The sequence below is a fragment of the Enterobacter dykesii genome (assembly GCF_008364625.2).
GTDB classification, from domain to species: domain Bacteria; phylum Pseudomonadota; class Gammaproteobacteria; order Enterobacterales; family Enterobacteriaceae; genus Enterobacter; species Enterobacter dykesii.
Genome location: NZ_CP126604.1, coordinates 3,595,964 through 3,618,507 on the forward strand (window position 1 = coordinate 3,595,964; position 22,544 = coordinate 3,618,507).

General features: G+C 57.6%; 25 protein-coding genes. 7 read left to right on the forward strand and 18 right to left on the reverse strand.

What is annotated here, in order from left to right:
- Window positions 1-15 precede the first annotated feature (15 nt).
- Window positions 16-1,236 carry an MDR family MFS transporter gene (locus F0320_RS17085; protein WP_126329603.1) on the forward strand — a complete coding sequence of 407 codons (1,221 nt, stop codon included), beginning with the start codon at window positions 16-18 and terminating at the stop codon, window positions 1,234-1,236.
- 5 nt (window positions 1,237-1,241) lie between these two features.
- Here F0320_RS17085 and F0320_RS17090 read toward each other — a convergent pair whose 3' ends face one another.
- The gene (locus F0320_RS17090; protein WP_029739543.1) at window positions 1,242-1,586 is read right to left on the reverse strand and encodes a nitrous oxide-stimulated promoter family protein; all 345 of its coding nucleotides are present in this window, start codon (window positions 1,584-1,586) and stop codon (window positions 1,242-1,244) included.
- Window positions 1,587-1,761: 175 nt separating this feature from the next.
- On the opposite strand from F0320_RS17090, the gene F0320_RS17095 reads away from it, so the two are divergent.
- Window positions 1,762-1,992: a SymE family type I addiction module toxin gene (locus F0320_RS17095; RefSeq protein WP_047650274.1), complete on the forward strand. Its 231-nt coding sequence runs from the start codon at window positions 1,762-1,764 to the stop codon at window positions 1,990-1,992.
- Window positions 1,993-2,105: 113 nt separating this feature from the next.
- The gene (gene mutS, locus F0320_RS17100) at window positions 2,106-4,667 is read left to right on the forward strand and encodes a DNA mismatch repair protein MutS (RefSeq protein ID WP_126329605.1); all 2,562 of its coding nucleotides are present in this window, start codon (window positions 2,106-2,108) and stop codon (window positions 4,665-4,667) included.
- Window positions 4,668-4,714: 47 nt separating this feature from the next.
- On the opposite strand, the gene F0320_RS17105 is transcribed toward mutS, so the two are convergent.
- From F0320_RS17105 to F0320_RS17115, 3 genes are read right to left on the reverse strand one after another with little or no spacing between them, the layout of a single operon-like run.
- Entirely contained in the window at window positions 4,715-4,936 is a 222-nt protein-coding gene (locus tag F0320_RS17105) for a non-oxidative hydroxyarylic acid decarboxylases subunit D (RefSeq protein ID WP_003862116.1), read from the reverse strand.
- A 10-nt stretch (window positions 4,937-4,946) separates the two neighbouring features.
- On the reverse strand, window positions 4,947-6,374 hold the full coding sequence (locus F0320_RS17110; RefSeq protein ID WP_126329607.1) for a non-oxidative hydroxyarylic acid decarboxylases subunit C: 1,428 nt from the start codon (window positions 6,372-6,374) through the stop codon (window positions 4,947-4,949).
- Complete coding sequence (locus tag F0320_RS17115) at window positions 6,364-6,966, reverse strand: non-oxidative hydroxyarylic acid decarboxylases subunit B (RefSeq protein WP_008499595.1); 603 nt, start codon at window positions 6,964-6,966, stop codon at window positions 6,364-6,366. The genes F0320_RS17110 and F0320_RS17115 overlap by 11 nt, the downstream gene beginning before the upstream one ends.
- 172 nt (window positions 6,967-7,138) lie before the next feature.
- Here F0320_RS17115 and F0320_RS17120 point away from each other — a divergent pair, with 172 nt between their 5' ends.
- Window positions 7,139-7,546: a MarR family winged helix-turn-helix transcriptional regulator gene (locus F0320_RS17120; protein WP_023308984.1), complete on the forward strand. Its 408-nt coding sequence runs from the start codon at window positions 7,139-7,141 to the stop codon at window positions 7,544-7,546.
- Here the strand turns inward: F0320_RS17120 and F0320_RS17125 are convergent.
- A complete protein-coding gene (locus F0320_RS17125; RefSeq protein ID WP_126329745.1) occupies window positions 7,543-8,430 on the reverse strand; it encodes a LysR family transcriptional regulator in 888 nt (295 codons plus the stop codon). The genes F0320_RS17120 and F0320_RS17125 overlap by 4 nt on opposite strands.
- A 108-nt stretch (window positions 8,431-8,538) precedes the next feature.
- Here F0320_RS17125 and F0320_RS17130 point away from each other — a divergent pair, with 108 nt between their 5' ends.
- Together F0320_RS17130 and F0320_RS17135 are read left to right on the forward strand one after the other, a co-directional pair.
- Entirely contained in the window at window positions 8,539-9,741 is a 1,203-nt protein-coding gene (locus F0320_RS17130) for an MFS transporter (RefSeq protein ID WP_126329609.1), read from the forward strand.
- On the forward strand, window positions 9,738-10,118 hold the full coding sequence (locus F0320_RS17135) for a DUF4440 domain-containing protein (RefSeq protein ID WP_126329611.1): 381 nt from the start codon (window positions 9,738-9,740) through the stop codon (window positions 10,116-10,118). Before F0320_RS17130 ends, F0320_RS17135 begins: the two co-directional genes overlap by 4 nt.
- Before the next feature lie 52 nt (window positions 10,119-10,170).
- Here F0320_RS17135 and rpoS read toward each other — a convergent pair whose 3' ends face one another.
- From rpoS to cysG, 13 genes are all read right to left on the reverse strand, one after another.
- Complete coding sequence (gene rpoS, locus F0320_RS17140) at window positions 10,171-11,163, reverse strand: RNA polymerase sigma factor RpoS (protein WP_008499600.1); 993 nt, start codon at window positions 11,161-11,163, stop codon at window positions 10,171-10,173.
- Window positions 11,164-11,222: 59 nt separating this feature from the next.
- Window positions 11,223-12,347: a murein hydrolase activator NlpD gene (gene nlpD, locus F0320_RS17145; protein WP_045286502.1), complete on the reverse strand. Its 1,125-nt coding sequence runs from the start codon at window positions 12,345-12,347 to the stop codon at window positions 11,223-11,225.
- A 116-nt stretch (window positions 12,348-12,463) separates the two neighbouring features.
- Window positions 12,464-13,090 (reverse strand): protein-L-isoaspartate(D-aspartate) O-methyltransferase, encoded by a 627-nt coding sequence (locus F0320_RS17150; RefSeq protein ID WP_126329613.1) that lies wholly within the window; start codon window positions 13,088-13,090, stop codon window positions 12,464-12,466.
- Window positions 13,084-13,845 carry a 5'/3'-nucleotidase SurE gene (gene surE, locus F0320_RS17155; RefSeq protein WP_029741539.1) on the reverse strand — a complete coding sequence of 254 codons (762 nt, stop codon included), beginning with the start codon at window positions 13,843-13,845 and terminating at the stop codon, window positions 13,084-13,086. The genes F0320_RS17150 and surE overlap by 7 nt, the downstream gene beginning before the upstream one ends.
- Window positions 13,826-14,875, reverse strand: a complete 1,050-nt coding sequence (gene truD, locus F0320_RS17160; RefSeq protein ID WP_126329615.1) for a tRNA pseudouridine(13) synthase TruD — start codon at window positions 14,873-14,875, stop codon at window positions 13,826-13,828. Before truD ends, surE begins: the two co-directional genes overlap by 20 nt.
- Window positions 14,872-15,351: a 2-C-methyl-D-erythritol 2,4-cyclodiphosphate synthase gene (gene ispF, locus F0320_RS17165; RefSeq protein ID WP_008499607.1), complete on the reverse strand. Its 480-nt coding sequence runs from the start codon at window positions 15,349-15,351 to the stop codon at window positions 14,872-14,874. The genes truD and ispF overlap by 4 nt, the downstream gene beginning before the upstream one ends.
- Window positions 15,351-16,061, reverse strand: coding sequence for a 2-C-methyl-D-erythritol 4-phosphate cytidylyltransferase (ispD, locus tag F0320_RS17170; RefSeq protein WP_126329617.1), 711 nt, complete (start codon window positions 16,059-16,061; stop codon window positions 15,351-15,353). The genes ispF and ispD overlap by 1 nt, the downstream gene beginning before the upstream one ends.
- A 19-nt stretch (window positions 16,062-16,080) precedes the next feature.
- A complete protein-coding gene (ftsB, locus tag F0320_RS17175; RefSeq protein WP_008499609.1) occupies window positions 16,081-16,392 on the reverse strand; it encodes a cell division protein FtsB in 312 nt (103 codons plus the stop codon).
- A gap of 166 nt (window positions 16,393-16,558) precedes the next feature.
- Entirely contained in the window at window positions 16,559-16,885 is a 327-nt protein-coding gene (locus F0320_RS17180; protein ID WP_008499610.1) for a DUF3561 family protein, read from the reverse strand.
- 58 nt (window positions 16,886-16,943) lie between these two features.
- Window positions 16,944-17,549, reverse strand: coding sequence for an adenylyl-sulfate kinase (gene cysC, locus F0320_RS17185; protein ID WP_047650264.1), 606 nt, complete (start codon window positions 17,547-17,549; stop codon window positions 16,944-16,946).
- Window positions 17,549-18,973 (reverse strand): sulfate adenylyltransferase subunit CysN, encoded by a 1,425-nt coding sequence (cysN, locus tag F0320_RS17190; protein ID WP_126329619.1) that lies wholly within the window; start codon window positions 18,971-18,973, stop codon window positions 17,549-17,551. Before cysN ends, cysC begins: the two co-directional genes overlap by 1 nt.
- A gap of 9 nt (window positions 18,974-18,982) precedes the next feature.
- Window positions 18,983-19,891 (reverse strand): sulfate adenylyltransferase subunit CysD, encoded by a 909-nt coding sequence (gene cysD, locus F0320_RS17195; protein ID WP_006811770.1) that lies wholly within the window; start codon window positions 19,889-19,891, stop codon window positions 18,983-18,985.
- Window positions 19,892-19,900: 9 nt separating this feature from the next.
- Entirely contained in the window at window positions 19,901-21,250 is a 1,350-nt protein-coding gene (cysG, locus tag F0320_RS17200; RefSeq protein WP_185807258.1) for a siroheme synthase CysG, read from the reverse strand.
- 246 nt (window positions 21,251-21,496) lie between these two features.
- On the opposite strand from cysG, the gene F0320_RS17205 reads away from it, so the two are divergent.
- Window positions 21,497-22,540: an aminopeptidase gene (locus tag F0320_RS17205; protein WP_045888081.1), complete on the forward strand. Its 1,044-nt coding sequence runs from the start codon at window positions 21,497-21,499 to the stop codon at window positions 22,538-22,540.
- Window positions 22,541-22,544 lie beyond the last annotated feature (4 nt).

Below are 22,544 nucleotides of genomic sequence, written 5' to 3' on the forward strand. Positions count from 1 at the left end.
GGCGAGTGAACGACGATGCCCCTTCGCCCTGCCGCCACCCTGTGGCCGCCCGTCTTACTGGGTAGCCAGTTTGTTTTCAACATTGGCTTTTACGCCGTCGTTCCCTTCCTGGCGATATTTCTGCGCGACGACATGCTGCTCTCCGGTGGGCTGATCGGGCTGATCCTGGGCCTGCGTACCTTCTCGCAACAGGGGATGTTTATCGTTGGCGGTGCGCTCTCGGACCGGTTTGGCGCGAAAGTGATTATCCTGAGCGGCTGTATTGTTCGTGTTTCAGGCTATCTGCTGCTGGCCTTCGGGGAATCCCTGTGGCCGATTATTCTGGGCGCGTGTCTGACGGGCGTTGGCGGCGCGTTATTTTCTCCCTCAATTGAGGCACTGCTGGCAAAAGCGGGCACCCACAGCGAGGCGAAAGGCAAACGAAGCCGCGCGGAGTGGTTTGCGCTCTTTGCCGTCTGCGGAGAGCTCGGCGCGGTACTGGGCCCGGTTGCTGGCGCCCTGCTCACCGGCCTCGGTTTTCGTCAGGTGGCGCTGGCGGGGGCAGGTGTCTTTGTCATTGCGCTAGTGGTGCTCTTCTTTTGCCTGCCTGCTGCTGGCCACCGTTCACAGACGCTGAAAATACAGCCCTGGTGGACAACGTTCCGTCAGCCGCGCTTTGTCGCCTTTATCATTGCCTATAGTTCATGGCTGTTAAGTTATAACCAGCTTTATCTGGCGCTACCGGTAGAGATCCAGCGCTCTGGCGGTAACGAGAAAGATCTCGGCCCGCTTTTTATGCTGGCCTCCGTTCTGATCATCGCCTTACAGCTGCCGCTGGCGCGTTTCGCCCGTCGCGTGGGTGCGGTGAGAATTCTGCCGGTGGGATTTTTGCTCCTTTCAGCCGCCTTTGCGAGCGTGGCGACGTTCGCCCCGATGACGCCGCCGGAAGGCTGGCTGCGCTTACTGCCTTCTGTCTGTTTTGTGACGCTGTTGACGCTGGGGCAAATGCTGCTGGTACCATCTGCTAAAGATCTGATCCCTCGGTTTGCGGAGGAATCCACGCTTGGCGCGCACTACGGCGCACTCGCTACCGCCGGAGGCATAGCGGTACTGGCGGGAAACTTGTTGTTTGGCAGCCTGCTGGACCGCGCGCTGGTGCCCTCAAAGCAGGCGATGTATCCCTGGCTGCTGCTGGCCCTCTTCCCGCTTTGCAGCGCGCTGGCCCTGAAGGTGATTTGCGGCCCGATGAGACGCTGAACCAATCACTTTTTCGGACGGTATTTCTCCGGCAGTTCCGGCACGGGACGACGGTCATCCATCAGATGACGAACGGTCAGAATGGGATGACGCCATAACATACGCGGACCAGCCCAGCGCATAACCTGCTTCATCTCTTCGCGTCTGGCAGGCTGATAGCAGTGGACCGGACACTGTTTACAGGCGGGCTTTTCCTCACCGAAAACGCACTTATCCAGGCGCTTATCGGCATACGCGTTGAGTGCCTGATAGTGCCCTTCCTCCTGAGATGCCTGCGGACACTGCTTTTCATACAACGCGATCATTTTCGCGATGGTCTCTTTTTCTCGTGAGATGCGTTTACCGGACATAGCGGATTACCGAATAATAAAGTGCATCGATAATACACCTTTCAACGCTGGATTTCAGCGGTTGCATTTCGTTTCCTGAAGGCTGATTCCAGTTTTAGCCCTGCACCGGCCAACAATCACTGGTATTTTATACAGGTATCAGAAATGACCTTTGTCCGTGTTGTCTGGAGACCCTATGCAAGAGCTCACGATCGGCAAACCCTATCGCCATTTGAAAGTGGGATATTTTAGAAAGCGCCATGAAGACCGCAATACCAAGATACCGAAGCGCTACAGCGTCCATGCAGCGCTGAGCTTAAAAGGTGACTGGCTTGAAAAGGCCGGGTTTACGACCCACTCAAGGGTCAGAGTGGGCGTGGAGCATGGAAAAATTGTCATCGAATTAATGTCGGAAGATGCCTCGTAAAGCCACGACATTTTTCTGCGCCGGACCTTTTTTTCATGCGACAATAGAAGGAACAAACGGCCACTGAGCCCATCAAAACAGTTAATTTTCAAAGAAATGGACATCATAACTCCATGAGCACAATCGACAATTTCGACGCACATACGCCGATGATGCAGCAGTATCTGAAGCTGAAAGCACAGCATCCAGAAATCCTGCTGTTTTACCGTATGGGCGATTTTTACGAGCTGTTTTATGACGATGCTAAGCGTGCATCGCAGCTACTCGACATCTCGCTGACCAAACGTGGCGCATCGGCAGGCGAGCCCATTCCTATGGCAGGTATCCCGCACCACGCGGTAGAAAACTACCTGGCGAAGCTGGTGAATCAGGGCGAGTCCGTTGCCATCTGCGAACAGATCGGCGATCCAGCGACCTCAAAAGGCCCGGTGGAACGCAAAGTCGTGCGCATCGTCACGCCTGGCACCATCAGTGATGAAGCCCTGTTACAGGAGCGCCAGGATAACCTGCTGGCAGCGCTGTGGCAGGACGGTAAAGGGTTTGGCTACGCGACACTGGATATTAGCTCCGGACGTTTTCGTCTGAGTGAACCGGCTGACCGTGAAACGATGGCAGCCGAACTGCAGCGAACCAACCCGGCAGAATTGCTCTATGCCGAAGATTTCGCCGAAATGGCGCTGATTGAAGGTCGTCGCGGGTTACGCCGTCGTCCGCTGTGGGAATTCGAAATTGATACCGCGCGCCAGCAGCTGAATCTGCAGTTTGGCACCCGCGATCTGATTGGCTTTGGCGTGGAAAACGCACCGCGCGGGCTGTGTGCGGCCGGTTGTCTCCTGCAGTACGTGAAAGATACCCAGCGCACCGCACTGCCGCATATCCGCTCTATCACCATGGAGCGCCAGCAGGACAGCATCATCATGGATGCCGCCACGCGCCGTAACCTGGAGATCACGCAGAACCTGGCGGGCGGCGTAGAAAATACGCTCGCGTCGGTCCTCGACAGTACGGTAACGCCAATGGGCAGCCGCATGCTGAAACGCTGGCTGCATATGCCGATCCGTAATACCGAGACGTTGGTTTGCCGTCAGCAGACGATTGCCGCCTTGCAGGATCGCTATACCGAGCTGCAGCCGGTTCTGCGCCAGGTGGGCGATCTGGAGCGTATCCTTGCTCGTCTGGCACTGCGAACAGCTCGACCACGCGATCTCGCGCGGATGCGTCATGCTTTCCAGCAGCTGCCGGAACTGCGTGCGCAGTTGAGTGACGTTGACAGCGCGCCGGTACAGAAACTCCGCGAAACCATGGGCGAATTTACCGAGCTACGCGAACTGCTGGAGCGCGCCATTATCGATGCGCCTCCGGTTCTGGTGCGTGATGGTGGCGTGATTGCCCCTGGCTACAACGAGGAGCTGGACGAATGGCGCGCGCTGGCCGACGGTGCGACGGACTACCTCGATAAGCTGGAAATCCGCGAGCGCGAGCGTCTTGGGCTCGACACCCTAAAAGTGGGGTATAACGCGGTACACGGTTACTACATTCAGATTAGCCGCGGGCAGAGCCACCTGGCGCCGATTCACTACGTGCGTCGCCAGACGTTGAAAAACGCCGAACGCTACATCATTCCTGAACTGAAAGAGTACGAAGACAAAGTTCTCACTTCGAAAGGTAAGGCGCTGGCGCTGGAAAAACAGCTGTATGACGAGCTGTTCGACATGCTGATGCCGCACCTGGGCGACCTGCAGCAGAGCGCCAGCGCGCTGGCGGAGCTGGACGTGCTGGTGAATCTGACAGAACGCGCTGAAACGCTGAACTACACCTGCCCAACCTTTACCGACAAGCCCGGCATTCGCATCACTGAAGGCCGTCACCCTGTGGTAGAGCAGGTGCTGAACGAACCGTTCATCGCCAACCCGCTGAGCCTGTCACCGCAGAGAAGAATGTTGATCATTACCGGTCCGAACATGGGCGGTAAGAGTACCTATATGCGTCAGACGGCGCTGATTGCGCTGCTTGCGTATATCGGCAGCTACGTCCCGGCGCAAAACGTGGAGATTGGCCCCATCGACCGTATCTTTACCCGCGTCGGGGCAGCGGACGATCTGGCGAGCGGACGCTCAACCTTCATGGTCGAGATGACCGAAACGGCAAACATTCTGCATAACGCGACGGAGCACAGCCTGGTGCTGATGGACGAGGTCGGACGCGGAACGTCAACCTATGATGGTCTGTCGCTGGCATGGGCCTGTGCGGAAAGCCTTGCGAATAAAATCAAGGCCATGACGCTGTTTGCCACCCACTATTTCGAACTGACGCAGCTGCCGGAGAAAATGGAAGGGGTTGCGAACGTTCATCTGGATGCGCTGGAGCACGGCGATACCATTGCCTTCATGCACACGGTGCAGGATGGCGCGGCGAGCAAGAGCTATGGCCTGGCCGTCGCGGCGCTGGCCGGTGTACCGAAAGAAGTGATTAAGCGCGCGCGTCAGAAACTGCGTGAACTGGAAAGCCTGTCACCGAATGCGGCGGCGACGCAGATTGATGGTACGCAGATGTCGCTACTGGTGCCTGCGGAAGAGACGTCGCCAGCGGTGGAAGCGCTGGAGAACCTCGACCCGGATTCGCTGACGCCGCGTCAGGCGCTGGAGTGGATTTACAGGTTGAAGAGTCTGGTTTAGTTTTCTGCGGTCTTTTGCCCGGTGGCGCAGCGCCACCGGGCTTTTTCTTACAGCAGCGGCGGGATCGTCGGCACCTGCGGCGCCTCATCAATATCCTTCTGCGTCATACGGAACGCTTCCGGGTAGTGCTCACGGCTGGTACGACGCAGCGGTTCGGTATCGCGCCAGGTATACAAACAATGCTGGCACTGGTAAACGGTCCAGACCCCTTTCACCGGCGACGTCGCCATCACTTCAATATGCTCATCGGCACAACGTGGACAAATCATCTTTTCCTCCTTATTGACGTGCTGCCAGCATCGCGGTCAGTTTTTCGGCCCAGGCTTTGGTTTCAGGTAGATCCTGTACCGGCTGGCTGTAGTGGCCCCGGGTATCCGGTGCGACAGGCGTGGTCGCATCAATAATCAGTTTGTCGGTAATGCCCGCCGGGCTGGATCCGGGATCGAGTTCAAGGACCGACATGTTCGGCAGTTGCACCAGATCGCCTGCCGGGTTGACCTTCGATGACAGCGCCCACATCACCTGCGGGAGGTTGAACGGATCGACATCCTCATCCACCATGATCACCATCTTCACGTAGCCCAGGCCGTGCGGCGTGGTCATGGCACGTAAACCCACCGCGCGGGCAAAACCGCCGTAACGCTTTTTGGTGGAGATAATCGCCAGCAGACCGTGGGTGTACATCGCATTCACCGCCTGCACTTCCGGGAACTCCGCTTTCAGCTGCTGGTAGAGCGGCACGCAGGTGGCAGGCCCCATCAGATAATCAATTTCGGTCCACGGCATACCGAGATAAAGGGATTCGAAAATTGGTTTGGTGCGGTAAGAGACTTTGTCGATACGCACAACCGTCATGTTACGGCCACCGGAGTAGTGCCCGGTAAACTCGCCAAACGGCCCTTCAATTTCGCGCTTACGGCCTTCAATCACCCCTTCCAGGATCACTTCAGAACCCCACGGCACGTCGAAGCCGGTCAGCGGCGCGGTGGCAATCGGGTACGGGCTTTCACGCAGCGCGCCGGCCATCTCATACTCCGACTGATCGTACTTCAGCGGCGTCGCGCCCATCAGGGTGATGATCGGGTCGTTGCCCAGCGTAATCGCAATCGGCAGGTCTTCACCGCGCTCTTCCGCCTTGTGCAGATGCAGGGCGATATCGTGCATCGGAACAGGCTGCAGGCCCAGCTTGCGCTTGCCCTTAACTTCCATGCGGTAGATCCCGACGTTCTGCTTGCCGAAGTTGTCCGGGTCGAGCGGATCGCGCGAGACAACGCACGCTTTATCGAGATAAAAACCGCCGTCACCGTCGTTCAGGCGAAACAGCGGCAGGATATCGAACAGGTTAATGTCTTCACCGTCCACCGTATTCTGCGCCCAGGCAGGATTGGCTCGGCGCTCCGGCGTGACGGGAAATTTATCCCAGCGGCGGATGAACTCGTCGATCTGTTTTTTTACCGGGGTGTTCGCAGGGATCCCCATCGAAATGGCGTGGTTCTGCCAGGAGCCGATGGTGTTCATCACCACGCGGGCATCGGTAAACCCGCGAATGTTGTCGAACCACAGCGCGGGCGCGCCGTCGCCAATGCGGCCGGTCGCGTTGGCTGCCGCCGCCAGATCGGGCTCGGCGTTAACCTCTTCCTCAATTTTCAGCAGTTGCCCTTGCTCATCGAGCGCCTGCAGGAAGCTTCTCAAATCATCAAATGCCATCTTTATTCTCCTGTGAAAAATGTTTCGCCTCCCGCAACCCGTTCCAGCGGCGCGCCTTTTTATGCTCCAGACCGAACTGGTCAAGCACGCGGGTCACAATGTGCTGGGTAATGTCATCGGCGGTTTGCGGGTGGTTGTAATACGCAGGCATAGGCGGCACCATCGCCACGCCCATGCGGGAGAGCGCAAGCATATTCTCCAGATGAATGGTGCTGAGCGGCGTTTCACGGGGCACCAACACCAGCTTGCGCCCCTCTTTCAGCACCACATCCGCCGCACGTCCCACCAGCCCTTCGGCATAGCCCGCGCGGATACCCGCCAGCGTTTTCATACTGCAGGGAATGACGATCATGCCGTCGGTACGAAACGAGCCGGAGGAGATGGTGGCGGCCTGGTCAGCCGGGCTGTGGACAACGTCAGCCAAAGCAGCAACGTCCTGCGCGGTGTATGGCGTTTCCAGCTCAATGGTGGTTTTTGCCCACTTAGACATCACCAGATGCGTCTCCACCTCCGGCATTTCCCGCAGCGCCTGCAGCAGCGCCACGCCCAGCGGAGCACCCGTTGCCCCCGTCATTCCCACGATTAATCTCATTCAACACCTCAATCAATTTGTTCGTACACGAACATTATGAGTAAATTACTCCCTGATCGATTTCCTGACAAGATTGTTCGCATACGATCACACGAATTGCTAAAAAATGCCGCGTTAAAATCCAAGGCAAGAGCAGCTATCATAGAGGGAGATTTTTTCCGTCGGAGTGTTCATGGAACTAAGACAAGAGGCGTTCCACCTGTTACGTCAGCTTTTTCAACAGCATACCGCCCAGTGGCAACATGCCTTACCGGAACTGACCAAGCCGCAGTATGCGGTGATGCGCTCTATTGCCGAGCATCCGGGTATTGAACAGGTGGCGTTGACCGAAGTGGCGGTCAGCACGAAAGCGACCCTGGCGGAGATGCTCAGCCGCATGGAGGCGCGCGGTCTGGTCAAACGCGAGCACGATCCGGCCGATAAGCGACGCCGGTTTGTCTTTCTGACGCCAGAAGGTGAAGCCCTGCTTGCGGGCTGTAAACCGGTTGGCAACGAGGTGGATGAGGCGTTTTTAGGACGTCTTAACAAGGCCGAGCGGGAGCAGTTCTCTGCGCTCATCAAAAAGATGATGCACGATTAATTCACGGTGGTGCGCATAAAATCGATAAAAGTGCGCACCTTCGCCGACACGTGCCGGGCATCAGGATAGACCGCATAGATGCCCTGCCGCGCAAAGGTATATTCCGGTAACACCGGGACCAGTTTTCCCGCATCAAGCGCATCGCGCGCCAGCCATTCCGGCAGTAACGCCACGCCACCGCCCGCGAGTGCAAAGGCCATAAGAGCCTGTGCGCTGTCGGCAAACAGGCGCGGCGCTTTTTTTATCTCCAGCGTTTCAGGCGCACCGCTGGCATCCTTCACCTGCCAGCGCAGCGGCGAGGCCAGGCGCTCGTGAATAATCCAGTCGGCGTGGGCCAGCTGCGCAAGCGTTTCGATCGGATGGTTGACCAGCCACCCGGGCGCCGCGACGGGGAGAATAGAGAAGTGCGAAATCAGCGCGGCGTGGTTGCGCGAATCGGCAAGCGTTCCCAGCCGGATAGCCACGTCAAAGCGCTCCGAGATAAGGTCGGCGTGCAGGGAGGACGAAACATGCCGCACGCGAAGATCCGGATGCTGCTGGCTAAACCTGGCCAGTAACGGCACCACCACCTGGGAGCCATATTCAGGCGTGGTCGTGATCCGCAGTTCACCGGTAAGCCCCGCATGATTCGCGCGGACATCATCCTGCAGCCGTTCTGCATCCTTCAGAAGCGCCACGCTGCGTTGATGAAAAAGCGCGCCCGCCTCGGTTAACGTCAGGCGGCGGGTGGAGCGCAGCAGCAGTGTAACGCCCAGCTCATCTTCAAGCTGGCGAATATTGAAGCTGACGACCGCTTTTGTCAGGCCCATTGCCTCGGCTGCAGCAGTGAAACTGCCGGTATCGGCCACCGCGACAAACATTTGCGTCCGCTGTAGGTTAATCATCATCACGCCTTTTACTGTCAAAATTTTTTTGACAGTATATCGCGCTTTGTCAGGTTTATCCGTGCTTCCCGGATCGATACGATACGCAACCTCACCGGAGGATCCACCATGACGTATCGCAGCAAAGTCGCCGTTGTCTATCTGCTGGGCTTTTTTCTTGATTTGATCAACATGTTTATTGCCAGCGTCGCCTTTCCGGCAATGGCTCACGCCTTTAACACCACGCCTTCAGCCCTTGCCTGGGTCAGTAACGGGTACATTGCCGGCCTGACGCTGGCGATCCCGTTTAGCAGCATGCTCACGCGCCGCTTCGGGCCAAAGCGCGTCATCCTGCTCTCGCTTTTTCTGTTCAGCGCAGCCTCCGCTGCGGCGGGCCTGTCAGCAACGCTTGAAAGCCTGATCGCCTGGCGAGTACTCCAGGGCGTGGGAGGGGGCTTACTGATCCCCGTTGGACAGGCGCTGACCTGGCAACAGTTTAAGCCTCACGAGCGCGCCAGACTCTCCTCGGCGGTGATGCTGGTCGCGCTGCTTGCTCCGGCCTGCTCTCCTGCGATAGGAGGACTGCTGGTGCAGACGCTAAGCTGGCGATGGATATTTTTCGCCACGCTACCGGTCGCTATCGTGACCTTTGTTATGGCCTGCCTGTGGCTTAAACACGAGATGCCCGCGATAAAAGCGGCCAGACTGCTAAACCTGCCGTTGCTCGCGGACCCGCTTTTGCGTTTTTCGATGCTTGTTTATTTATGCGTTCCCGGCGTATTTATTGGGGTGAACGTCACGGGCATGTTTTATCTTCAGCACGTGGCGAACATGAGCCCAGCCGCAACGGGGATGCTCATGCTGCCGTGGTCCGTAGCATCGTTTATCGCCATCACGGCAACGGGACGCTATTTTAACCGCATCGGCCCCCGACCGCCGATCGTCATCGGCTGCCTGCTGCAGGCGACGGGTATTCTGCTTTTGATTAACGTTAGTTCGGCTACGCTGCTACCTACCGTTGCGTTTATCCTGATGGGCGCGGGGGGAAGCCTGTGCAGCAGTACGGCTCAGAGCAGCGCGTTTCTGACGACGCGCCGGGACGAGATGCCGGACGCCAGCGCCCTGTGGAATCTCAATCGCCAGCTGAGCTTTTTTGCCGGTGCCCTGCTGCTTGCGCAGGCGCTGAACCTGGCGCAGGCCTGGCTGCCACCGCTCGCCGCCTGGCACGCGATGTTTATTTTGGCCGCAGGTATCACCTTGCTGCCTGTACCGTACGTTTTTCGTCTTAACAATACGCAGGTGCTAAACCAGCTGCGACAGGAGAATTTATGACGCCTTTCGAACACGACATTATCGACCTCCACATTGCGCTTGAAGACTGGTTAGGCAAAGGTGAAGGCGATCCCGACGCCCTGCTCGCCCGCTTCAGCCCGGATTTTCTGATGATCCCACCGGGCGGTGTGCAGATCGACTATAGTGGTCTTGTCAGTTTTCTGGAAAACCAGCGCGGAAGCCGTCCCGGACTGAAGATCGTCATTGATGAATTATCCACGATCCAGCGCTGGGATCGTGGCGCGGTGCTTCACTACCGCGAGACGCAAACCCGGCCAGATCTGCCCGTTAACGTGCGCTGGTCAACCGCGGTGCTCAATCAGGAAGGCGACAAAATAACGTGGCGTCTGCTGCACGAGACGGCGGCACAGCCGTAACACAAAAGAAAAAGGCCCGTCTCACGACGGGCCTTTTTTGACGAAAGGTTGCTTATTCGCGGAACAGCGCTTCGATATTCAGACCTTGCCCCTGCAGGATTTCACGCAGGCGGCGCAGACCTTCAACCTGAATCTGACGAACACGTTCACGGGTCAGGCCAATTTCGCGGCCGACGTCTTCCAGTGTTGCAGCTTCATACCCCAGTAAACCGAAACGACGTGCCAGCACTTCACGCTGTTTGGCGTTCAGTTCGAACAGCCATTTGACGATGCTCTGTTTCATGTCATCGTCCTGCGTGGTGTCTTCCGGACCGTTGTCTTTTTCATCGGCCAGGATGTCCAGCAGCGCTTTTTCGGAGTCGCCACCCAGCGGGGTGTCAACAGAGGTAATGCGCTCGTTGAGACGCAGCATACGGCTAACGTCATCAACCGGTTTATCGAGTTGCTCGGCAATCTCTTCTGCGCTTGGCTCGTGGTCCAGTTTATGGGACAACTCGCGCGCGGTACGCAGATAAACGTTCAACTCTTTGACGATGTGAATCGGCAGGCGGATCGTACGGGTCTGGTTCATAATAGCCCGTTCGATGGTCTGACGAATCCACCAGGTCGCGTAGGTTGAGAAACGGAACCCGCGTTCCGGGTCAAACTTCTCAACTGCGCGGATGAGACCTAAGTTGCCCTCTTCAATCAGATCCAGCAGAGCCAGACCACGATTGCCGTAACGGCGGGCAATTTTCACGACCAGTCGCAGGTTACTTTCAATCATGCGACGACGCGAGGCGACATCACCACGCAAAGCACGACGTGCGAAATAGACTTCTTCTTCGGCCGTTAGCAGTGGGGAGTAACCAATCTCCCCAAGGTAAAGCTGAGTCGCGTCCAGTACACGCTGTGTGGCGCCCTGCGATAACAGCTCTTCTTCAGCCAAATCGTTATCACTGGGTTCCTCTTCTACTAAGGCTTTTTCGTCAAAAGCCTCTACTCCGTTCTCATCAAATTCCGCGTCTTCATTTAAATCATGAACTTTCAGCGTATTCTGACTCATAAGGTGGCTCCTACCCGTGATCCCTAAACGAGACACCCTGGCTGGCATGCCCCGTCAAATTATCGCTGCGGCAAGTACTGCAGCGGGTTTACGGATTTCCCCTTGTAACGAATTTCAAAATGCAAGCGTGTAGAACTGGTTCCGGTGCTACCCATGGTAGCGATTTTTTGCCCCGCCTTAACTTCTTGTTGTTCCCGGACCAGCATTGTGTCGTTATGGGCGTAGGCACTCAGGTAATCATCGTTATGTTTGATGATAATAAGATTACCGTAACCGCGCAGAGCGTTACCGGCATACACAACGCGTCCGTCTGCGGTCGCGATGATAGCCTGTCCTTTACTCCCTGCGATATCGATCCCTTTATTTCCCCCTTCGGAGGAAGAGAAGTTCTCGATAACCTTGCCGTCAGTTGGCCAGCGCCATGCAGAGATTGGCGAACTGGAGGTCATACTGCTGGCAGTCGGTTCAGTAGAGCTAACCACAGGTGCCGTCACCGGTGCTGTGACAACAGTCGCAGTACCTTTATTATTCGGCAACATTTTGTTAGCAGTCTGATCACCTGAATCCTCAGAATACGTAATTACAGGTTGTGAAGCAACCACCGTGGTGGATTTTTGTGCAGGCTTAACGCTGTTATTTTGAGCCGTCACATCGGCCGCTGAAACGGTGTTGCCAGGCGTGAGCGGCGTACCCGTCGCGTTGCCCACCTGGAGCGTTTGCCCGACTTCCAGACCATATGGGGCCTGGACGTTATTACGCTGCGCGAGGTCACGGAAATCGTTCCCGGTGATCCACGCAATGTAGAACAACGTGTCGCCACGCTTCACGGTATAGGTGCTGCCGCCAGTGTAACTGCCTTTCGGAATGTTCCCATACTGGCGGTTATAGACTATGCGGCCATTCTGGGTCTGGACAGGCTGTTCGACTGGCTGAACCTGCATTGGCTGTGTAACAGGATGTTGCACAGGCTGAATTTGTGGTGTTTGCTGCGGCGCAGCAGTCCCCATTTTAGGTGGCGGCGTGATTAACATTCCGCTGGACGTGTTACCGGAGCCGCTGTTTCCGCCGACGGAACTGACGGGCGCAGGCGCGTTGTTAGAACTTGTACAGCCTGCCAGCCAGAGCGAAACCAGTGATAATGCCGCAACACGGCTGATGGTGAATTTAGGGCTTCCCGCGCTCATTTATCCCCCAGGAATGTGTTAACTACCAGTGACTTAAAATTTACCGTGAAGGCACGAATCTTTCGCGCCACACCATACGCTGAATTTGCCTTAATAACCCTGGATAATTCCGAGTCTCAGGCCAACTCCCCCTTCACCAGAGGCACAAAGCGCACGGCTTCCACGGTGTCGATAATATACTCGCCGCCGCGCCGACGAACGCGCTTCAACAGCTGCTGCTCGTCCCCGACGGGCAAAACCAGAATGCCCCCCTCATCCAGCTGCGACAACAGGGCTGAAGGAATTTCAGGCGGGGCCGCCGTCACGATGATCGCATCAAACGGGGCGCGAGCCTTCCAACCCTGCCATCCATCACCGTGTCGTGTCGAAACATTATGTAAATCAAGTTGTTTCAGGCGACGACGCGCCTGCCACTGTAAACCTTTAATCCGCTCAACGGAGCATACATGATGAACCAGATGCGCAAGGATCGCGGTCTGATACCCCGATCCGGTACCAATCTCCAGCACGCGGGAGTCGGGCGTCAGCTCCAGCAACTCCGTCATGCGCGCCACCATGTAAGGCTGCGAAATCGTCTGACCCTGCCCGATGGGCAGCGCTACGTTTTCCCACGCTTTGTGTTCAAACGCCTCGTCTACAAATTTCTCACGCGGAACCAGGGCGAGCGCTTCAAGCACGTGCTCGTCGCGGATCCCCTGCGCGCGGAGTTGTTCCAGAAGAGTTTGTACACGTTTGTTTACCATTGCGCGTTCACTCCTGCGCGTTCCAGCCAGCCCGAGACCACATCATGCGCGCTATACGCGGTTAAATCTACGTGCAGCGGAGTCACCGAAACATAGCCTTCATCCACGGCGGCGAAGTCGGTATCCGGGCCCGCGTCGCACTTATCGCCGGGAGGACCAATCCAGTAAAGCGTGTTGCCGCGAGGATCCTGCTGCGGGATCACCTGATCGGCCGGATGGCGGCTCCCGCAACGGGTGACGCGAATGCCTTTAATTTCATCAAGAGGAAGATCCGGCACGTTGATGTTGAGGATGCGCCCGGTACGCAACGGCTCGCGGCCGAGCGCCCGCAGGATCGAACAGGTCACCGCGGCAGCAGTGTCGTAGTGCGTGTGGCCGTTTAACGAGACCGCCAGCGCCGGGAACCCCAGATGGCGCCCTTCCATTGCGGCGGCCACGGTACCGGAGTAAATCACGTCATCGCCGAGGTTAGGACCGGCGTTAATGCCGGAGACGACGATATCCGGACGCGGCCGCATCAGCGCGTTCACGCCCAGAAAAACGCAGTCGGTTGGTGTGCCCATCTGCACGGCAATATCGCCATTTTCAAAGGTAAAGGTGCGAAGCGACGACTCCAGCGTCAGAGAGTTAGACGCTCCACTGCGGTTACGATCGGGCGCCACGACCTGCACGTCCGCGAATTCGCGGAGGTGTTTCGCCAGGGTCTGAATGCCCGGCGCGTGGATCCCGTCATCGTTACTCAGCAATATTCGCATAATCACCCGAGGTGTTGATAAGTTCCCTGACAACACTGGTGGCAAAGCTACCTGCCGGTAGCCAGAAGCGTAACTCGACGGTTACGTCATCCCACCAGTTCCAGCTTAACTGCTGCGGATAGAGCAGCATCGCGCGGCGTGCCGCCTCGACTTTTTCCCGCACCAGCAAGGATTGCAATTCTGCCGCATCCGCTACGACTGACTGCTCGGCAGCCAGCGCGTCGCCCTGCGATCCCCAGTCGCCCGTACCCGGCAACGCGGCGGTAATCATCAGCGCTTTTGCGTCCACGCGCGACTGCACATCGGCCATTTCTTCGGCCGTTGCCACAAACCAGCTTCCGCGTCCCGCTAATTGTAGCGCATCGCCAACAACAACTTGATTCGCGTCCGTTTTTTTCAGCCTTTCGCTCACAATCTGATTAAACAACGCGCTGCGGGCCGCCGACAACCAAAAACTGCGTTTATTCCTGTCGCGAACCGGCGCATCGCTTTGCGCCCAGCGCAGCGCGCCCTGCAGGTTGCTGCCGCCAATGCCAAAGCGCTGCGCGCCAAAGTAGTTCGGTACGCCGCGTTCATTGATAGCGTTCAGACGTTTTTCAACGTCTTCGCGGTGGGACACTTCACGCAGCACCAGCGTAAAGTTGTTCCCTTTCAACGCCCCCAGACGCAGTTTGCGCTTATGGCGGGCAAACTCCAGTACCTTACAGCCTTCAAGCTCAAATTTGCTTAAATCAGGCATCGTATTGCCTGGAACGCGCGCGCAGAGCCACTGTTCGGTGACGGCGTGTTTATCTTTCTGCCCGGCAAAGCTCACTTCGCGAGCATGAATTTTGAGGAATTTTGCCAGCGCGTCGGCCACAAAGCGGGTATTGCAGCCATTTTTCAGAATTCGCACCAGGATATGTTCGCCTTCGCCATCCGGCTCAAAGCCCAGATCCTCCACCACGAGGAAGTCTTCAGGGCTGGCTTTCAGCACTCCGCTCCCCTGCGGTTTACCGTGCAGGTAGGTCAGGTTGTCGAAGTCCGTCATTTGCTCGCCTTCACCAGCAGCGCCACGGCTTCACAGGCAATTCCTTCGCCGCGCCCGGTAAAGCCCAGCTTCTCGGTCGTCGTCGCTTTGACGTTCACGTCATCCATATGGCAGCCCAGATCCTCTGCAATAAACACGCGCATCTGCGGAATGTGCGGCAGCATTTTCGGGGCCTGAGCAATAATCGTCACGTCGACGTTGCCGAGGGTGTAGCCTTTCGCCTGAATGCGGCGCCACGCTTCGCGCAGCAGTTCGCGGCTGTCCGCGCCTTTAAATGCCGGGTCGGTGTCCGGGAACAGCTTGCCGATATCACCCAGCGCGGCAGCGCCCAACAGCGCGTCGGTCAGCGCATGCAGCGCCACGTCGCCATCAGAATGCGCCAGCAGCCCTTTTTCATAGGGAATGCGCACGCCGCCAATGATAATTGGGCCTTCTCCGCCAAAGGCGTGTACATCAAAACCGTGTCCAATTCGCATTATGCCTTCTCCTGATGGGTCGAACGGGTAAGATAAAATTCCGCAAGCTGTAAATCTTCCGGACGCGTTACTTTTATATTATCAGCGCGTCCTTCAACAAGCTCAGGGTGGAAACCGCAATACTCCAGCGCGGAGGCTTCGTCCGTGATGGTCGCACCTTCTTTAAGCGCTCGCGTTAAGCAGTCGTGGAGTAATTCGCGGGGGAAAAATTGTGGCGTCAGCGCGTGCCATAAATCGACGCGATCGACTGTGTGGGCGATAGCCTGTTTGCCCGGCTCGGCGCGCTTCATGGTGTCGCGCACCGGCGCGGCCAGAATCCCACCGACCTTGCTTGTTTCGCTCAGCGCCAGCAGGCGCGCAAGATCGTCCTGATGCAGACACGGACGCGCCGCGTCATGCACCAGCACCCACGGCGCGTTTCCGGCGGCCTGAATGCCCGCCAGCACGGAATCGGCGCGCTCGGCGCCACCGTCAACGACGGTAATGTTTGGATGATTTGCCAGCGGCAGCTGCGCGAAGCGCGCATCGCCAGGGCTGATAGCGATAATCACACGCGTCACCCGCGGGTGCGCCAGCAGCGCCGCCACGGCGTGCTCAAGGATCGTTTTATCGCCAATAGAGAGGTACTGCTTGGGACATTCTGTCTGCATGCGCCGGCCAAAACCTGCGGCCGGCACCACGGCGCATACGTCCGAAAAAGTTACTGCCATGTCGTAATCCTGGGCCTGATTATCGATTGTTTTGTGCTGAGCCCTGATTGCGTTTAGACGCATCCGGAACCAGACGATAAAAGGTTTCGCCCGGCTTAGTCATACTGAGTTCATTGCGTGCGCGTTCCTCAATCGCCTCTTGCCCGCCATTGAGGTCATCAATTTCAGCGAAGAGTTGATCGTTTCGCGCCTTAAGTTTGGCGTTTGTTGCCTGCTGAGCCGCGACGTCATCGCTTACCCGGCTATAGTCGTGCAGTCCGTTCTTACCGAACCACAGCGAATATTGCAGCCAGATTAGCAAAGCCAGCAACAGCAGCGTTAGTTTACCCATCCTGCCCCCTGAAAAACGGCATCATCATCCCAAGACTTCCCCAGAGCACTACGCCGGGGTAACAGAGATGCCGCAACATCGCGGGCAAATGTACCACATTTTTTCCGCAGAATCGTCCTGCACAATATCGTTACACAGTTGGTTACGGTTTGAATTATGGCTGAAGTTAGCCCATGAGCCACAAAAATAACAGACCAAACATCAGAACCACCGTCACAATCGTGACCACGGTGCTGTAGAGGAGCTTACCGTTCAGCAGCGAGTGCAGCGCAATGCCGACGACAACCGCCACGGGCATCAGCGCCAGAAAGAAAGGCCAGGTGTAGAGAAAGAAGAACAGTGTGTTGCCGCCGTAGATGAGAAACGGAATGCCAAGCGCCAACAGCCATGAGACGAAGCCAATGATGGCCCCAGGAAATGACCAGGTCGTTTCGTCGTCGGTCGCTAGCGGCTCCGACCCGGTGGTGGTGATGTAATGTTCACTGTTGCGCATAGCTAATCCTGTGACCGTGACTCATCGTTCGGGAAGACAGCTCCCGAACGATACCGCCTCAGGATCTGATAATATCGTCCCGTCTGAGCAGGTCTAATAATTGGCTTACTAAATTTGTTACCAATTGTTGACCTTCAAGGTGAATCTCAGGCGATTCAGGCGCTTCGTAGACCGCGTCAATTCCGGTGAAGTTGCGCAGTTCTCCGGCACGCGCTTTCTTGTAAAGCCCTTTCGGGTCGCGCGCTTCGCAAATCTCCAGCGGCGTATCGACAAACACCTCGATAAAGCGATCCTGGCCCACGCGTTCGCGCACCATCTGGCGCTCGGCGCGGTGCGGAGAGATAAACGCGGTCAGCACCACCAGCCCGGCGTCAGCCATCAGGCTGGAGACTTCGCCCACCCGGCGGATGTTCTCTTTGCGGTCGTCGTCGCTAAACCCTAAATCGCTGCACAGGCCGTGACGCACGTTGTCACCGTCCAGCAGGTACGTGCTTACGCCCTGCTGATGCAACGCCTCTTCCAGCGCGCCTGCCACCGTCGATTTACCCGAGCCGGACAGCCCGGTAAACCACAGCACAACCCCACGGTGACCGTGGAGCTGTTCGCGCTGGGCGACGGTGACCGGATGAGGATGCCAGACGACGTTCTCATCATGGGCGGCCATTACTTGCCTCCCAGCAGATCGCGTGCGCCCCAGTGCGGGAAGTGTTTACGCACCAGCGCGTTCAGTTCCAGCTCGAAGGCGCTGAATTCAGACGTCGCGGCAGCCTGTTTAATCGGTTCGCGAACCATACCGGCCCCGACGGTAACGTTGGTCAGCCTGTCGATAAAGATCAGCCCTCCCGTTACCGGATTCTGCTGATACGGATCCAGCACCAGCGGTTCGTCGAAAGTCAGATCGACCAGACCGATGCCGTTCAGCGGCAGCTCAGTGACGTCACGCTGGGTCAGGTTGTTGATATCCACCTGGAACTGAATACCGTCCACGCGGGCGCGGGTTTTCTTGCCGGCAATTTTGATGTCATAGCTTTGGCCTGCGGTCAGCGGCTGTTCGGCCATCCACACCACGTCCACGGAAGCCCCTTGAACCGCGGCCAGCGTTTCCTGCGCGTCTACCAGCAGGTCGCCCCGGCTGATATCAATTTCGTCTTTCAGCACCAGCGTTACGGCTTCACCGGCGCCCGCGTCCTGGAGGTCACCGTCGAAGGTGACGATACGGGCGATAGTCGATTCCACGCCGGATGGCAGCACCTTGACGCGCTGACCTACCTTCACGGAACCTGACGCGAGGGTGCCTGAGAAACCGCGGAAATCGAGGTTTGGACGGTTCACGTACTGCACCGGGAAGCGCATCGGCTGGGTGTCGACCACGCGCTGAATTTCAACGGTTTCCAGCACTTCCAGCAGCGTCGGGCCGCTGTACCAAGGCATGTTCGCGCTCTGGGACGCGACGTTGTCCCCTTCCAGCGCCGAGAGCGGCACAAAGCGAATATCCAGGTTGCCCGGCAGCTGTTCGGCAAAGGTCAGGTAGCTCTGGCGGATCTCCTCGAACTTCTCTTCGCTGAAGTTGACCAGATCCATCTTGTTGACCGCCACCACCAGGTGTTTGATCCCCAGCAGCGTGGAGATAAAGCTGTGACGGCGGGTCTGATCCAGCACGCCTTTACGCGCGTCCATCAGCAGGATCGCCAGGTCGCAGGTGGACGCGCCGGTCGCCATGTTGCGGGTGTACTGCTCGTGCCCCGGGGTGTCGGCGATAATAAATTTGCGCTTCTCGGTAGAGAAATAGCGGTAGGCCACGTCGATGGTGATGCCCTGCTCGCGCTCCGCCTGCAGGCCGTCCACCAGCAGGGCCAGGTCGAGTTTTTCGCCCTGGGTGCCGTGGCGCTTGCTGTCGTTATGCAGGGAAGAGAGCTGATCTTCGTAAATCTGGCGCGTATCGTGCAGCAGGCGGCCAATCAGGGTACTTTTCCCGTCATCCACGCTGCCGCAGGTCAGAAAACGCAGCAGGCTTTTGTGTTGTTGCGCGTGCAGATACGCTTCCACGCCGCCTTCGTTGGCAATTTGTTGAGCAATAGTGGTATTCATGGCGGCTCCTTAGAAATAACCCTGACGTTTCTTCAGCTCCATGGAGCCTGCCTGGTCGCGGTCAATCACGCGCCCCTGTCGCTCGCTGGTGGTGGACACCAGCATCTCTTCGATGATCTCCGGCAGCGTCTGCGCGCTGGATTCCACCGCGCCGGTCAGCGGCCAGCAGCCGAGAGTACGGAAGCGCACCATCTGTTTTTTGATCACTTCGCCCGGCTGCAGGTCGATGCGATCGTCGTCGATCATCATCAGCATGCCGTCGCGCTCCAGCACCGGGCGCTCGGCGGCCAGATACAGCGGAACGATCTCGATGTTTTCCAGATAGATGTACTGCCAGATGTCCAGCTCGGTCCAGTTGGAGAGCGGGAAGACGCGAATGCTTTCGCCTTTGTTAATCTGACCGTTGTAGTTGTGCCACAGCTCCGGACGCTGGTTTTTTGGGTCCCAGCGGTGGAAGCGGTCGCGGAAGGAGTAGATACGCTCTTTGGCGCGGGATTTCTCCTCGTCACGGCGCGCGCCGCCGAAGGCCGCGTCAAAACCGTATTTGTTCAGCGCCTGCTTCAGCCCTTCGGTTTTCATAATATCGGTGTGCTTGGCGCTACCGTGCACGAACGGGTTAATGCCCATCGCCACCCCTTCCGGGTTTTTATGCACCAGCAGCTCGCAGCCGTAGGCTTTGGCGGTACGGTCGCGGAACTCGTACATTTCGCGGAATTTCCAGCCTGTATCCACGTGCAGAAGCGGGAACGGCAGCGTGCCCGGATAAAACGCTTTACGCGCCAGGTGCAGCATGACGCTGGAATCTTTACCGATGGAGTACATCATCACCGGGTTAGAAAACTCGGCGGCCACTTCGCGGATGATATGGATACTCTCCGCTTCGAGCTGCCGCAGGTGTGTAAGACGTTTTTGGTCCATAACCGTTCCTTAAGCCAAATTTACAACAGAAGAACCAAAGCCTTCTGTATCGGTTGTGTGTTGGAACCAGGCGAGCGTGCTGTGCAGCTGCACCACTTCTCCCACCACAATCAGGGCGGGCATCGGGGCGTCTTTCGCCAGGGTTGCAAGATGTTCCAGCGTGCCCGTCGCAACGTGCTGATCGACGCGCGTGCCGCGAGAAATGACGGCAACGGGCGTCGTCGCCTCGCGACCGTGCTGAATAAGCTGTTCGCTGATGTCCGCCGCCTTCATCGTGCCCATGTAGATCGCCAGCGTCTGGCGGCTCTGGGCGAGATGCGACCAGTCGAACGGCGTGCTGTCGGCCTTGTAGTGGCCTGTCACAAAGGTGACGCTCTGGGCGTAATCGCGGTGGGTCAGCGGAATACCGGCGTAGGCCGTAACCGCAGAGGCCGCCGTGATGCCGGGCACCACCTGGAACGGTACGCCCGCTTCGGCTGCCGCCTGCAGCTCTTCGCCGCCGCGACCGAAAATGAACGGATCGCCCCCTTTCAGGCGCACCACGGTTTTACCCGCTTTGGCGGCGTCAACCAGCATCTGGTTGGTGTCGTGCTGCGGCACCGAGTGCTCGCCAGCCCGTTTGCCGACGCAGATTTGCTCCGCGTCCCGACGGATCAGCTCGCGCACGCCGTCGGTGACCAGATGGTCGTAGAACACCACGTCCGCGTCCTGCAGCACCTGCAGGCCGCGCAGCGTCAGAAGTCCGGCATCGCCAGGCCCCGCGCCCACCAGGATGATCTCCCCGCCCGTGCTGCCGGGGTTATCCAGTTCGTCCTCGAGAATTTTCTGCGCTGCCGTCTCATTACCGGCATGCATCAGGCTGGCAAAGCGGCCGCGAAACACGCGTTCCCAGAAGCGACGGCGTTCCGTCACGCTGGTCAGGCGCGTTTTCAGGTGGTTGCGCCAGTAGCTGGCTTTTTCCGCCATGCGCCCGAGGCTGGTCGGCAGCAGCGCTTCGATTTTTTCACGCAGCACGCGCGCCAGCACCGGTGCGGTACCGCCGGAGGAGATCGCCACCAGCAGCGGCGAACGGTCAACGATCGACGGGAAGATGAACGAGCATAACGGCTGGTCGTCCACCACGTTCACAAGGCGATAACGGGCCTGCGCGGCGTCGGAGATCCGCCGGTTCAGGTCGCGATCTTCGGTCGCCGCAATAACCAGCACCACGCTGTCGATTTGTGACTCGTGAAAATCTGCCTCTGCAACGACCTGCACCTGGGCCCCTGCGCGCTGTAGAAACGCGATTTTGCGATCGGCAATTTCACCCGTGCCAACAACCAGCACCGGCTTCTCTTTTATCGCGGCAAATAAGGGCAGATAGTCCACAAGCAACAACTCACTAACAACGAGGAATAAAGGGACTATAGGGGGCGGCTTAGACCGAATGAAATTACGAATTGGAATGAGTAGTTACTCAATGGAATAACGCCGTGAAAAAGCTAATACCAAAAAGTGCTTAACACGCGAAATTTCGGGCATTTAAGAGCAATTCAAATTGTGTATGGGCGATCACAGTTTCATACTAGGCGGGTTAATATTTTGCTCTGTTTTTAAGGACTCACTATGTTTTCCGCAACGCGCCACCGTATCGCTGCCCTGGCGCTCGGCGTTTGCTTTATTCTTCCTGCCCAGGCAAAAAACCAACCTTATGGTGAAATCGCCACTATGCAGGCGCGGCATATTGCCACCGTCTTTCCTGGCCGTATGACCGGCTCGCCTGCAGAGATGCTCTCTGCGGACTATCTTCGCCAGCAGTTTGCCGGGATGGGCTACCAAAGCGATATCCGCGCGTTTCACAGCCGCTACGTCTATACCTCCAGAAATAAAACGAAAAACTGGCATAACGTGACCGGCAGTACGGTTATCGCGGCGCATGAAGGTCGCGCGGCTGAACAGATTATTATTATGGCGCACCTTGATACCTACGCTCCGATGAGCGATGCCGATACGGATAACAACCTCGGCGGGCTGACGCTGCAGGGCATGGACGACAACGCGGCGGGCCTGGGCGTGATGCTCGAACTGGCCGAGCGGATGAAAGATATTCCAACCCAGTATGGCATTCGTTTCGTGGCCACCAGCGGTGAAGAAGAGGGCAAACTCGGCGCTGAGAATCTCCTTAAACGCATGAGCGCTGAGGAGAAGAAAAATACGCTACTGGTGATCAACCTTGATAACCTGATCGTCGGCGACAAGCTTTATTTCAACAGCGGGCAGAGTACGCCGGGACCCGTGCGGAAACTGACGCGCGACCGGGCGCTGGCGATAGCCCGCAGCCATGGCGTTTTTGCCACGACCAATCCGGGAGGGAATCCTGCTTTCCCACGCGGAACAGGCTGCTGCAACGACGGGGAAGTCTTCGATAAGGCGGGCATTCCGGTGCTGTACGTGGAAGCGACAAACTGGGCACTGGGCAAGAAAGATGGCTATCAGCAGCGCGCTAAATCGAAAGCCTTCCCGGACGGGACAAGCTGGCACAACGTGATGCTGGATAATCAGCAGCACATTGATAGCGCGCTGCCGCAGCGGATTGAGCACCGCAGTCGTGATGTGGTGAAGGTCATGCTGCCGCTGGTTAAGGAGCTGGCGAAGGCGGGGAAAGCCTGAGGTC